The sequence below is a fragment of the Formosa sp. Hel1_31_208 genome (assembly GCF_900104785.1).
Lineage (GTDB): Bacteria > Bacteroidota > Bacteroidia > Flavobacteriales > Flavobacteriaceae > Psychroserpens.
Window position 1 is genome coordinate 195,545 of the sequence record NZ_LT629733.1, and the last position, 14,412, is coordinate 209,956.

The 14,412-nt window shown below is 36.0% G+C and carries 9 protein-coding genes; 4 read left to right on the forward strand and 5 right to left on the reverse strand.

Going from position 1 to position 14,412, the window contains the following annotated elements; genetic code table 11:
• Nucleotide 1 precedes the first annotated feature (1 nt).
• Nucleotides 2-6,544: a choice-of-anchor L domain-containing protein gene (locus tag BLT57_RS00875; protein ID WP_091426588.1), complete on the reverse strand. Its 6,543-nt coding sequence runs from the start codon at nucleotides 6,542-6,544 to the stop codon at nucleotides 2-4.
• A gap of 354 nt (nucleotides 6,545-6,898) precedes the next feature.
• On the opposite strand from BLT57_RS00875, the gene BLT57_RS00880 reads away from it, so the two are divergent.
• The 4 genes from BLT57_RS00880 to BLT57_RS00895 all read left to right on the forward strand — a co-directional run bounded on the left by BLT57_RS00880 (nucleotide 6,899) and on the right by BLT57_RS00895 (nucleotide 9,757).
• Nucleotides 6,899-7,801, forward strand: a complete 903-nt coding sequence (locus BLT57_RS00880; protein ID WP_091420976.1) for a NifU family protein — start codon at nucleotides 6,899-6,901, stop codon at nucleotides 7,799-7,801.
• Between the two features lie 58 nt (nucleotides 7,802-7,859).
• Nucleotides 7,860-8,060 (forward strand): dodecin family protein, encoded by a 201-nt coding sequence (locus tag BLT57_RS00885; protein ID WP_091420979.1) that lies wholly within the window; start codon nucleotides 7,860-7,862, stop codon nucleotides 8,058-8,060.
• Between the two features lie 96 nt (nucleotides 8,061-8,156).
• Complete coding sequence (locus tag BLT57_RS00890) at nucleotides 8,157-8,858, forward strand: hypothetical protein (RefSeq protein ID WP_091420983.1); 702 nt, start codon at nucleotides 8,157-8,159, stop codon at nucleotides 8,856-8,858.
• An 86-nt stretch (nucleotides 8,859-8,944) separates the two neighbouring features.
• Nucleotides 8,945-9,757 carry a mechanosensitive ion channel family protein gene (locus BLT57_RS00895; RefSeq protein ID WP_091420986.1) on the forward strand — a complete coding sequence of 271 codons (813 nt, stop codon included), beginning with the start codon at nucleotides 8,945-8,947 and terminating at the stop codon, nucleotides 9,755-9,757.
• On the opposite strand, the gene tsaB is transcribed toward BLT57_RS00895, so the two are convergent.
• From tsaB to BLT57_RS00915, 4 genes are read right to left on the reverse strand one after another with little or no spacing between them, the layout of a single operon-like run.
• Nucleotides 9,754-10,425, reverse strand: a complete 672-nt coding sequence (tsaB, locus tag BLT57_RS00900) for a tRNA (adenosine(37)-N6)-threonylcarbamoyltransferase complex dimerization subunit type 1 TsaB (RefSeq protein ID WP_091420989.1) — start codon at nucleotides 10,423-10,425, stop codon at nucleotides 9,754-9,756. The two genes, BLT57_RS00895 and tsaB, sit on opposite strands and share 4 nt — an antisense overlap.
• A gap of 20 nt (nucleotides 10,426-10,445) precedes the next feature.
• Nucleotides 10,446-11,747, reverse strand: coding sequence for an efflux RND transporter periplasmic adaptor subunit (locus BLT57_RS00905; RefSeq protein WP_091420991.1), 1,302 nt, complete (start codon nucleotides 11,745-11,747; stop codon nucleotides 10,446-10,448).
• A 4-nt stretch (nucleotides 11,748-11,751) separates the two neighbouring features.
• Nucleotides 11,752-13,194 (reverse strand): TolC family protein, encoded by a 1,443-nt coding sequence (locus BLT57_RS00910; protein ID WP_091420995.1) that lies wholly within the window; start codon nucleotides 13,192-13,194, stop codon nucleotides 11,752-11,754.
• A gap of 54 nt (nucleotides 13,195-13,248) precedes the next feature.
• Nucleotides 13,249-14,406 carry an efflux RND transporter periplasmic adaptor subunit gene (locus BLT57_RS00915; protein WP_091420998.1) on the reverse strand — a complete coding sequence of 386 codons (1,158 nt, stop codon included), beginning with the start codon at nucleotides 14,404-14,406 and terminating at the stop codon, nucleotides 13,249-13,251.
• Between the last annotated feature and the right edge of the window lie 6 nt (nucleotides 14,407-14,412).

The window sequence follows — 14,412 nt, forward strand, 5'->3', positions numbered from 1 at the left end:
TTTATCTTTTCAAGGTAAAATGGGCTTTAAATTCTTTACGTTCACCTGTTGAACGTTCATTATACTCAACTACAAACCAGTAATCACTCGTTGGCATTGGATTACCATTATAGGTCCCATTCCAACCTATTCCCGAAGGACTGAGTTGTTTGATTAACTTTCCGTATCTGTCAAATATATAAATTTTTGCATTAGGTTGGTTATCTATATCTGTTATGTTCCACGTATCATTATATCCATCTCCATTTGGTGTAAAGAATTTTGGATAATCCATAACCGTCACGTCATCACTGGCCTCTCCACAACCAATCTTATCTCTCACCGTTACGGTATGATCTCCTATTGATACATCTGTAAATATATTATCATCCTGCCATGGTCCACCATCTAAACTATACTCATAGTCTCCAGACCCCTCAACAGTAACTTCGATAACATGAACATCTGCAAAATCAAGACTTACAACTAATGCCATTACTGTTGGCGGTGAGCTCTCTATAACCTCAGTAATATCACTGCTCTCACACATTGTGTTTGGAGAACTTGTAACATCTGTAACAGTAACACTGTAGGTTCCGCCCTCACTTGGCATATAACTAGAGTCTGTTGCACCTGCAATCTCTGTACCATTAAAGAACCATACAAATGTGTATTGCCCTGTATCAAGTCCGGTTTCTAATACTGGAAGATTTAATACCTCGCTCCCATTTGTGTCAACACATAAAATATAGCTGTCTTCCAAATCAAATACTGGTAATGGATTCACCTGAAGTGTTAGTGGGGCTACAGCATAACAGATTGATGTGTCCATACCTGCGACATCTAGTGTGTCATTATCAACTCGAGCCCAGATCACTTGTGGGTTAACCACATTCTCATATAAAAATGGTAAGGGGTTCACACCCAGCTCTGCATCGGCCTCACTTGCATAATAGCTCACTATATAGTTCGCTGGATCTTGACCGTCTAATATTGCATCATTTTGAAGTGTTAAATCAAACTGCGCACTGTTATTCGTTGGATCATTATCATCATCCATCTCATCATCACAAATCTCAAATACAATTGGCTCCATATCACTATTAGCCTCAGCTGCCTCTTGAACTTCTATATTGAAACTCGGTGTACTTATAGAACAGCCCGTATCGTTATTTGTAATTGCTACAAAAATCTGTTGTGGATTGGTAAGGTTCGTATATGGACTCACTAGCGCATTGATTAGCGCATCAGCATCGGCCTGTGTCTCGTGATAAGTCACCGTAAACAAGGTAGCATCCTGACCGTTTAATACCTCTGCATCTTTTAACGTTAAATCAAAATCATAAAAACCATCGTTATTAAGCTCACATGCAATAAAGTCGGTCACCGCAACAACATCTGGTAATGGATTAACCAACAATGTAAAGTTAACTATGGTATAACATCCTGTGATATCATTTGTCACACGTACATAAATCAACTGTGGCGTACTGGTGTTGGTATACATCGTTGGATCTGCTATCGCATTGATCCCTTCTTCTGCATCCTCTAATGTCTCATGATAGCTTGGTGTTACTCCTACCTCTCCATTAAGTAATAATACTTCATTAGTGGTCAGATCAAATACCTCTTCCATATCGCCTGGATTGATATCATCACATAATACTAATTCTGGTAATACCTCTGTTGGTGTTGGGTTTGGTAATACGCGAATCGTTAAGGTAGTGAAGTCTACACAACCAGTATCGGTATCGGTAACTACTACATATAAGGTTTGAGGGTTGGCTGGCAATCCATTTACTGAAGTATTGGTATAAGCACCTGCATCTACTGCATTGGTCTGAGCCTGTGCATCTACATCAGTCTCATAATAACTTACACTCCAACTTGCTTCGCCTCCTGTAATCTCTACATCTTTTACTGTTAAGTCAAAGACTGTAATCTCATCATCTATCTCATCATCACATAGCTCTAAGGGTGTTGGCTGTACCGCTACTGGTGGTAGCTCTACCCGTAAGTCAAACTGACCTACATCTACACAACCGTTAATATTACTCACCAAACGTACATAAATCGTCTGAGGATTACTCGTATTGGTATAATTCCCAACATTGGCTATTGCATTGTTTCCTGTAAGAGCATCGGCCGCTGTAACATGATAAGTAAGTGTTACATCTGTCTGTCCTCCTAATATCTCTGCATCCTTGGTAGTCAAATCAAATTGAGTAATCCCATCTGAATTTGTATCACAAATCACATAGTCTACTATCGTTACTGGAACTTCTGGTGATTCTAGTACTCGGATTATTAAAACTTCCGAAGCATTATAACAACCCGTAACTGTATTGGTCGCTCTAATATAAATCATCTGCTCATCCATAACGATATTCGTGTATGGACTCGCTAGTGCATTATCTCCTGTCTCTGCATCTTGCTGTGTCTCATGGTAGGTAATGGCTATATCAAGCTCTCCTCCTATAATCTCCAAGGTCCTATCCTCTAAGTTAAATTCTGTAAATCCATCATTATCCTCATCACACTCCTCTAAATCTGTCGGAACTGTCGGTGATGGAATTGGATTAACCCTTAAAAGTATCGTAGCTGTGGTGCTTACAAAACAACCTGTAACATCATTTGTAGCGCGTACAAATATTGTTTGTGGGTTACTCGTATTCTCATATGGACTTGTTATTGCATTGGTATTATTATCTGCATCTGCCTGTGTCGCAAAATAGGTTAAACTAATCCCTGTCTGTCCGTTTAATATCTCATCAGTGGCATCCTCTAACATAAAGAATTCTACCTCATCTCCTGGATTATTATCATCACATAACTCTAGTGGTGCTGGCTGTAACAGTACTGGTAATGCATTAACGATAAGCTCTAAGGTCGTCAGTTTATAACATCCCGTAGCTGGATCAATATCCTCTACTCTAACCCATAGAATCTGATTAAACGCTGTGGTATTGGTATAATTCGCTGGAGTTGCAATCGGATTATTAGACATATCTGCATTCATCTCTGTCTCATAAAACGTTACCGTATACAAGGTAGGGTCTGCTAAGTTTTGTAAAATCTCTGGAATCTTACTGGTCAAATCAAACTGTGCAAAACCATCTGCTGATAAATCATCACAAACCTCTAAGGCTGTTGGTGCTGATCCCAATTGTGGGGTAGGACTAACAATTAACTGCAACTCTACTATAGTAGCACAGGCAGTAGCTATCGTTGAACTCTCCACACGCACATAAACCGTCTGTTGGTTCTCTACAATATTATTATACGGACTCGTAAGTGCGTTCACATTATTATTCGCATCTGCCATCGTCTCATGGTAACTTACCGTAAGAGCTGGGTCGCCTCCTGTTATCTCAATATCTTTACTCGTTAAATCAAAAACTCCAAATCCATCACTGTCTGGATCACAATATAATAATGGAGTTGGCGTATTGGCTATAGGTGCCTGCTCTACTACCAACTCTAATGTTGTCGTATCATAACAGCCCGTGTTGATATCCTGAACACGCACAAATACAATCTGACCGTTGAATAAATTCGTGTAAGGGATCGCTAATGGATTTAAATTATTATCAGCATCAAACTGATCAATATGATAACTTACAGAGTAGTTAGGATTGTTACCCGTAACCTCTACATTCTTTAGCGTTAAATCTATAATCGTAATACCATCTGGAGTACCATCATCACAAACCGCTAAAGGCGTTGGAGCAACCAATGCAGGAAGTGGATTCACTATTAAATCGAAACTACCAACACTATTACAATTGCTTGTAGTATTCGTAATATTGACAAAAATAGTTTGAGGAGTACTCGTATTACTGTATAAATTTGGTAACGGACTAGCCCCTGTCTCTGCATCGGTTTGAGTTGCGTGATAAGATACAGTAACGCCTGTTTGACCATTAATAGCCTCCATATCTTTAGTTGACAAATCAAAAACTTCTATTTCATCTCCGGGAGCATTATAATCACATAATTCATAGTTCGAAATCGCACTAACAGCAGGTAGGGGATTCACAACTAACAATAATTCAACCGTGTCAGCACAACCTGTGGTATCATCTTCTAATCTTGCTATTATGATTTGACTATTCGCGGAGAGATTACTGTACGGACTTGCTTGAGGGTTTACTCCTGTCTCTGCTTCGGCAACTGTCTCATGATATGTAACCGTCATTCCAGTTTGTCCGCCTAAAATTTCAGCATCTTTTAATATCAAATTAAATGTTGAAAAACCATCATTGTCATCATCACAAACTTCCAATGGAGTTGGAGTAATTGGAACAGGTAGTGGATTTACAAATAAATCCAAGGTCGTTATGTTATAACAATCTGTAGTGCCATTTGCTTCTACTCTTACCCAAATCGTCTGCGCGCTCATTACAGAATTCGTATATGGAATTGGTAATGGATTTACATCAGTATCGGCATCTACAAATGATAAATGATAAGACACGGTCACGGTTGCTGGATCAAGAGCAGCAATAACTTCAACATTAGTATCTGCTAGATTGAATGAAGCGAAGCCATCATTATTGTCATCACAAACTTGTTGAGGCGTTAAGGCTGCATTAATATTTAAGTTTACAAACTCTAAATCAAAAGAAGTGATTGCAAAACACTCTTGACTTAATTCACCAATACGAGCCCAAATAGTCTGTGGATTAGAAATATTAGTATATGGACTCGCTAACGGATTTATGTTATCTATAGCATCTTGTTCAATTAAATGATAACTAATGATAAATTCCGTTGGATCTTGAGCTCCCAGTATTTCAGAATCATTATCAGTTAATATAAATTCACCTGTGCCTGTTGTGCTGCAGATTGTTAAATTAGGAGGTATGTTTGCTACTGGAACAGGTTTATATTCAACGATTACAGAATCTGACGCCTGACAAGCTCCTGAGAAAATAACATCAACCGAATAAATACCTGCCTCAGAAACATCTAATGTAGAAGAGGTCTCACCAGGTATTTCAATTCCATCTTTATACCAAACATGTGTTGCAGTTGGTGCTTGAGTATCTAGAGTCACAATTTCTCCTCCGCACTCAGCGTTTCCGGCCACAATTGTAATATCGTCTCCCAGATCTCCACCCAAATTAAAACTCCCAGCCTGCAGAAAAACACCAGAATCAAGAGCAGTATCAGACGCATCTGCAACTACGAGCTTAATAGAATAATTATCTCCGGGTATCACTGGTGACTGAGCCGTAAATACAGCTGTTCTACCATCAAAGGCAATAGGAGGCCCATTATTTGGTGTATACCCTCCAAAATATTGTTCGTTAATCCCTGGACAAGCTCCATTATCCAAATGGATATTTGTTACTAAAATTGGTGTTGTTGTACCGGGTAATACTGCTAAGTTAGTTGTGTTTCCTGCCGAATCGGTCAATAGAAAAGCAAAGGCATCAGAGAAATTACACTCAAAACTACCCATATCATATTCTTCAGAAGCCATTAAAAATTCAAAGCTGATACTATCGGCTAAGGGGACAAAATCAAATTCGATTATACTTGCGTTATTAGAATTTATTCCAACAGCAGCATCCAATTCAGCATCTCCAGGCCAGCCAAATCCTCCAGCGCTCATCCCAATATTATTGGGCCCTCTTGCTTCACTGGCATTTCCTGATGTCATTATTATACCATCTGTAAATGGGAAATCACTTCCATTGCTAATAAAATATCCTATCCCATTGTCATCACCAAAATTAGTACCGGTAGAAAAGGTAATATTACTTACTTGGGCACAAGGACTATCTATCAAAACGTCTTGTATAAGTTCTTCAACGGTGAAGGTCGTTTGATCAATAACCACATTAGGTCCTAAAACAAATACGGTGATTGTTGTTGATTCTGAGCATCCTACCGGATTGTCATCAGTCACAGTTAGTGTTACTGTATACGTTCCGGGATTTGCATATATATTTGACACTGAAGTTCCAGTGCCAGTATTTGTATCACCAAAATTCCAATCATAAGTTGCACCTGTGCCATCAGAAGAAAACGTAGCACTTGCATTAAAATCTACTTGACCACCTGCATTAATTAGTACGACACCAGCTGCATTCACATCTGGCACGGTACTGTCAATGGAAGGTGTTATTGTTTGACATGGAACAGCACAAATAATATTTGCTGCCCAACCTGTAGTTGTTCCCATACCGTCCGATACAAACTCAATTGTAATACATCCACTTGTATTTCCTGCAGATGGTATAACTGTTCCAGGTCCAGCGACACCAGAATAAGTACCTATAACAGGCGCAGCAGTATCTGTACCATCATATAAGGTCATGACGTCAGCACTTAACTGGGTGTTAAATTCTGTAAATTCAAGTATAATAAATTCTCCTGCATTTAAAGAGCAAATAGTCGTTACAAAGTTTTCATTACTTCCATATGCTCCTCCTGCACCTCCTGAATCGTAAAACACATCAGGTGCACATCTATTAAAACTTCCAGATTGCATATTCAAGTCTTGCGAAAACGCATTGTAAGTCAACAATATAAAGAGAATGTAGAGTTTCTTCATAACCATCTAATAAATGTTCGAATTCATCATGAAACTTACAAAAATCCAGCCATTCATAAGACAAGACCTCCATATCGACGCAAGAATTGCAATAGAATTGATTATAGCAGATTCACAACAGAAACAGGTAGGTTTTCACAATAAAATCGAAATTTAGTAAAAATTAAGTAATTACATATTCAAAATCACTTTAAAAATGACAGTTTAACAGTAATTGATTTATACTGTTTTCACTAAAATAACTCTTGAAAAAGAATATTATTTTAAAGACGCGAGCCTTTTTTAATCGTTAGGATATTCTTAAAAAGATATTTTTTGAATTATTAGTTGCGTATTTTTGCAAAAATTAATGACATGGATAAGTATTCAATCTCTATAAAAGAAACCAGTAACCCAGCAATCATAAAGTTTGAAGCTGATAAGTTTCTAACACAACATCAAAGCTTTGAGTTTAATAATATTGACGAGGCTAAATCATCACCTTTAGCGCAACAATTGTTTTATTTACCGTTTGTAAAAAAGGTATACATCTCAAGTAACTTCATAGCTATTGAGCGCTTTAACATCATCGAATGGGTTGATGTTCAGAATGAAGTTTCGGAACAAATCGAAACCTATATTAATTCAGGCGAAACCATTGTTAATACTTCCGAAGTAAAAAAGAAAACTCCTGTAACGGTTTATGCCGAGAGCACCCCAAATCCATCAGTTTTGAAATTCGTTGCCAATAAAAAATTAGTAACAAGTTCACATGAGTTCACTTCGATTGACGACACTAAATACGCACCATTGGCCGCAGAATTATTTCATTTTCCGTTTGTTAAGAGTGTTTTTATAGATGAAAATTTTGTGTCCATTACAAAATTTGATGTGGCCGAATGGAATGATATCACAATGGAACTCCGTGAATTTATCAGAGTTTTTGTAGAAAATGGAAAGGAAATTATTAGTGCGAATGCACCACAGCCCGTTGAAAAAACAGAAGCCTATTTGAATAATAAATTCGAACAACATGATGACATTTCAAAAGAGATTATTAATATTCTTGAAGAATACATTAAGCCAGCAGTCGCTAGTGATGGAGGAAACATTGAATTTCAGTCTTACGATCCCGAGTCTAAAAAGGTAAAAGTTATTCTTCAAGGTGCCTGTAGTGGCTGTCCTTCATCTACCTTCACACTTAAAAATGGTATTGAAAATATGCTCAAGGAAATGTTGAAAGATAAAGTTGACACCGTTGAAGCTGTAAATGGTTAATAATCATTATTTTTATAGGTATTCATTAAAATGAGTTTAACCCATAAAAAAAAGAAAGATGGCAGTATTAAAAGTTATTGAAGTTTTATCCAACTCTGAAAAAAGCTGGGAAGATGCAACTCGTAAAGCAGTTAAACAAGCCTCGAAAAGTGTAAAAAATATTCGATCTGTTTATGTTCAAGATCAAAGCGCTATCGTCAATGGCGACGACGTCACTGAATTTCGAGTAAATGTTAAATTAACTTTCGAAGTAAAATAATTTAAATTAAAGCCTCTGAAAAGAGGCTTATTCAAAATAATTAAAGTCTTATTTATTTCAGGCATAATATTTGATGCCCAATAAAAAACAGATATTATGAAAACATCAATTTACACCTTATTATTTTCACTGACATTTTCTTTATTCATGAGCACATCAAGTGCCCAAAATACTGGTTCAAATCAAGCATTAATGGAAGCAGGAGTCTCTTTTGTAACAACCTTTGATGCTCGAGATATGAAAGCAAAAGGCAGCCCTTATTTAGTTGAAGACTTCTCTCCTGCAAAAATATCTATTGGTAACAACATGATATACAATGTAAGGTACAATGCTTTTAATGATGAGTTTGAAGTAAAAATAGATGAAGATAATATTCAGTCATTAAACAAAGACGTAGATAAATTGACAATTACTATGATTAATGGGAATGAAACTTTTGGAGCTATTAATTATACAGATGAGAAAACTGGATTGAACCGCGGTTATTTTTTGTTTTTAACCCCTGAAAATAATACCTCTAAATTATATATCAAAAAAGCGAAGAAATATATTGAAGCTAAGCCTGCTGTAACTGGTTACGATAAAGATAAGCCGGCAGAATTTCGAAATGTTAATGATACATACTTTATCTCTGTAAACAATGGTTATGCAATGGAGCTCCCTAGGAAGAAAAAAGAATTAGCCAATTTAGTTCCAGGCAAATCCAAAGAAATTTTGAATTTCATTAAAACAAATAAAATTAAGACATCAAATCAGCAGGATTTAATAAAACTAGTCAACTTTATGAATACGCTTTAGATAGATTAAGAATGAATAAAAACTGAACATTTTTTTTAAATCGTTCGGTTTTTTTTAATATTACACTTTAATAATAAAACTAGACAATGGATTTACAAAAATGGGTAGATAAAAGCTATGATCTCATTATAGACTTCGGGCCAAAAGTGATAGGTGCGATAATTATATGGATTATTGGTTCTTGGGTTATTAAAACCTTATTAAAAGCACTGCGAAAAGCAATGGAAAAAAGGGACTATGACGAAAGTCTTAAAAAGTTTCTTTTCAACCTTTTAAATTGGGCTTTAAAGATTGTTTTAATAGTAGTCGTACTTGGAACTGTTGGCGTAGAAACTACTTCATTTGCAGCTATCCTCGCTGCTGCTGGTCTTGCCATAGGTTTAGCACTACAAGGTTCGCTCGCTAATTTTGCCGGAGGTGTTTTAATTATGGTATTTAAACCAATTAGAATTGGTGATCTAGTAGAAGCACAGGGAGAAATAGGTGTTGTAAAAGAAATTGAAATTTTTACAACTAAACTTATAGGGCTTTCTAACAGAGAGATTATAATTCCTAATGCAGCACTTTCCAACGGCAATATTATCAATTATTCCACTGAAGGCACAAGACGTGTAGATCTCGTGTTTGGTGTTGGTTATGATTCTGACATAAAAAAAACCAAAGAAGTTTTAATGAACGTATTAACCGCCCATTCAAAAATACTAAAAGACCCTGCCCCAACTGTAAATGTTATGGAATTAGCAGATAGTTCTATCAATTTTGCTGTTAGACCCTGGTGTAATACCGAACATTATTGGGAGGTGTATTTTGAAGTAACAGAGCAAACTAAAGAGGCACTAGATGCTGCAGGAATAGAAATACCATTTCCACATCAAGTCGAAATTCAAAAACAAGGCTAAGATTTAGGTTTTATTGCAATGAAATCTTTTAGATAAAATGGCTCAAAATAGGCGACATCTTCGATGTCGCTTTTTTTATATTTCGCATAAGCCAAAGAACTCATCTCATTTGCCGAAGGCAATTTGTCATTAACAAATATTGCATCAGGATGCTGAATTAAGGTTTTTGTTTTCTCGACACCGTTGCCTACGAAATATACTTTCCCCTTATTTAAATAATTCTCAAATGAAAACTTATCGAGTATTTGCGCCTCTATAGGTCTAACTAAACTATAGGAACAGTCATAAATAGCAGAAAACACCTCAAGACGTCTTGCATCAAGCATGGATACAACTAATCCGTCGTCAAATTCAACCTGATGTGCCAAAGCCTCTAATGTAGAAATAGAAATCAAGGGTATTTCAAGAGCATAACACAAACCTTTAGCTGCAGAAACGCCTATTCTTAAACCAGTATAAGAACCTGGTCCTTTACTCACAGCTATAGCATCAATTTCGCTTTTTTGAATAGTTGCAGACTTAAGAACCTCATCTATAAATAGGTGCAACGATTCTGCGTGAGAATAATTAAGGTTCTTGTCTTCCTTTAAAACCAAAGTCTCCCCATCCTTAGATAGAGAGACTGAACAATTTGTAGTTGATGTTTCTATGCTTAATATATAAGACATTGATGGTTATTTAAACATATTTATTCTTCTGTTGGTGCTTCTTTTTCGTTAGGTTTATCACCTATCTTTTCGATTTTATCACCAGATTTCAATGTTTTTGACACAAGGTTATAAGGCCCCGTAATAATCTCTTCACCTTCTTCTAATCCTGAAATAATTTCAATATTAGTATCATCCTGAATACCTGTTTTAACCACTTTTAATTTAGCCACTCCATTATCATTAACAAACACACATTCAAACTTCTCTTCGTTTTCTGGCTTAATCTGTTCTGAGGCTGACTTCTTCCATGTTTTTTTAACTGAAGACGTATCTGTTTTGATTACAATAGAGCTAATTGGAACAGCCACTGTCTTATTTCTTTTATCTGTTATAACATCTACTGTAGCAGTCATACCAGGTCTAAATGGTGAATAACTATCAGGTTTTCCTTCTATCAGGTCTTGATACGATTCCTCTAAAATTCTAACTTTTACTCTAAAATTGGTCACCTGATCGGCGGTTAGGCTACCAGCAGCAGAATTTGCTATTTCAGTAACCACGCCCTTGAATTCTTTTTTCAAATAGGCATCAACTTCAACAATAGTAGAATCTCCAATTTGGACTTTAACTATATCATTTTCATTAACATCAACCTCAACCTCCATATTATTGAGATTTGCTACTCTTAAAATCTCAGTTCCTGCCATTTGTTGCGTTCCTACAACACGTTCTCCTAATTCTACATTAAGTAACGATATAGTCCCATCCATTGGTGCATAAATCGTAGTACGACTCAGGTTGTCTTGAGCTTCGTTAACTGTTGCAGCGGCACTTTTAACACTGTAAAAGGCTGAGTTTTTAGCTGCTTCCGCTGTTTCATAGGCAGCAATCGCTCGATCCCAATCTGCTTTGGATATGACACCTCTTTCAAAAAGAGTTTTACTTCTATCGTAATTTGCTTTAGCTTCTTTTAAGGATGCCTCGGCTTGATCTAATCCTGCTCTAATATTTTGATAAGTGGCTTGAGATCTATTGAGTGCTGATTGAATTAAATCAGGATTTACTCGTACTAACAAATCTCCTTTTTTAACTTGTTGTCCTTCCTTGAATGGAAGATCTAATATCTCACCAGAAACTTCACTAGATATTGAAACTTCAACTTCAGGGTAAATTTTCCCCGTAGCAGATACGGTCTCAACAATATCTACTAAGGCCACTTTCTCCACATTTACTTGTTTAAAGTTTCCTTTTTTACCAAAGAGCCCCATTTTTGATCCTACTACTAAAGCAAGCATTAATAGAACTACAACTCCAATAATAATTTTTGTTCTTTTAGTCATGGTTTTAAAACTTTAATTCAGTTGCAGGAATTCCGAAATATAATTCGAGAACCTTCAACTTAAATATATAATCGTATTTTGAACGATTTACTTCTATTCTTGCATTATCATATCTTAGCTTAGATTGACTAAAATCAAATGCATTTGTTAAGCCAACATCATAGCGTTCTTTAGCATAATCATAAGCTAATTGTTGAGATTGTAAAGCCAATTGTGCTGCTTCATAAGATTTCAAAGACCCTTTAGCATCTACATAAGCTTGATAAACGGTAGACTCCAAATCTAACTCTGCTTGCTCTAACTGAAATCGTGAACGTTCTAAATTTACTTTAGTCCTTTTGACGTTTGCTCGGGTGGCAAAACCGTTAAAAATGGGGATACTTAATTGAAGTCCATATCCAATACCATCATTTTGAGATAACTGATCTATAAATGGATCTGCAGTGGTTTCAGTCGTAATGGTATTCGGAAAGTCTGCAACTACCGCCTGACCAGTATCTTCAACAGTACCTATTTGTTGTGTTGAGAATGGGTTATCTGGATCTATAGATTGTCTAAAAGAAGTCGCATCAGTAAATCGGGTATCATAACCAAAAAATGCCGATAGGGTAGGATAATAACTCCCTTTTGCTATTTGTAAATCTTTTTCTGCCAATTCAACATTTTGCTCAGCTATTTTGATTTCTGAACGACTCTCTCTTGCCGCTTGAATAATTTCCGTAGCAGTTTTATTAGAGATTCCTAAGTCTACAACATCATAGCCTTCATCTTCAATATCAAAATTCTCATAGTCTTTAATTAATAACAATTGAGCCAAACTGATTAAAGAGATCTGCACAGCATTTTCAGCATTTACAATATTTTGTTTTTCACTTGCATCAGTTGCTTGAATCTCCAATAAATCACCACGAGGCAAAGAACCTGCTTCAACTAATTGTTCAGTTCGATTAATCTGTTCTTTGGTTACCTCATTTTGGGATTTAAGTACTTCCAAATTGGCTTTATTTAAAATAATCTGGAGATATCCATTTGCCACAAAAAGTGAAATATCATCTTTCATTTTATCCAAACGATATTGACTTGCTAGTTTAGAAATTTCAGCCCGTTGCATGGTTCTAATATTTCTTAATCCATCAAATAGTGTATATCCAACATTAATTCTGCCTGATGCCGACAAAAACGTTGTGGTTTGGGCGTTATTGGTTACTGGGTTAAAACTAAGTCCCGTATTTTCGTTAACACTACTACTGGCGCTTATACTTGGCAAAAAATTACCTGTCGCAGTCAATTTATCTATTTCTGCAGATTTAACATCCAATTCACTTTGTTTGACTGAGATGTTATTCTCTAAGGCGTACTCAACACATTCGATGAGTGTCCATTTTTTATTTTGAGCTTGTAAGCTCATTGTTATTAAAACAATAACTATGCTGACTAGTTTTTTCATAATTACCTATATGTCTCTGTAAATGTTAAAGTGTTACAATAAATGTTAAAATTATTATCGAGCATATTTTGGAATGCCTTGTATTTGATTCCAAACCTTAATTTTATCGTCTTTTGTGATGCCTTTTTTGACCTCCACAAAAATCCCATCACTAATGCCGAGCTCTATATCTTTTCTCTCAAATTGTTGATCACCAACTTCAATCTCGACAAATGGTTTTTTAGTCACTTTATCGTATTGTACTAATGCTTCTTTAATAGCCATAACGTTTTCAGCTTTTTCAAGAATAATAGATGCATTTGCACTTAATCCTGCTCTAATAAATGTGGACTCAATTGTTTTGAGCGAACCTTTAATCTCAAATTGTATTGCTCCATTTTCGGCAATACCTTTTGGAGCGATATAATCTAATATCGCATCAAACTTTTGATTTTCAATGGCTCCAACTGTAATTTCTAAAGGCAGTCCTTCTTTGATTTTACCAACTTCACTTTCGTCAATCTTACCTTCAAAAATCATTTTCTTCACATCTGCCAGCGACGCAATTGAGGTTCCTTCGTTAAAGTTGTTAGCCTCTATGACCTGATTTCCTGCTTTAACTGGCACATCTAAAATCATACCAGATACCGTTGCTCTCACTTGAGTTTGTGCAACATTCCCTAATCCAGAAGTTGTTCCTGTTTTTATTATATCATAGTTTTGACGGGCCTGTGTAACATTGATTCGCGATTGCTCTACTTGTTGCTTTGCCTGTAAATAGGTATTATTCACTTGGTCAAATTCATTGGCTGCAATTACCCCTTTATCAAACAACTCTTTTTGACGATCATAAATTGCTTTTTGGGTTTTAAAATTGATTTCAGCCGTTTCTAAAGAGGTTCTATTTGAGGCAATATTATTTTTTGCACTGGTTAAATTTGACACATTAGGAATGACTCTAATTTTAGCAATTAAGTCGCCTTGTTTCACAAATTCACCAGCTTCAATAAAAACCTCTTCTACTACACCAGAAATATTCGGTTTTATTAAGATCTCTTCTTTAGGCACAATACTTCCAGTAGCCATTGTTTTTACCACTATTGTTTGATTTGAAGCCATCTGTGTGGTATAAGTTATTGGGTCTTCTTGGTTTTTCTGCCACAGATAAATTAATGCTGTTGTGAAAGAAGCCACTATGACTATTAGTATAATAACTGTTGTTGTACGTTTCATCGTTTG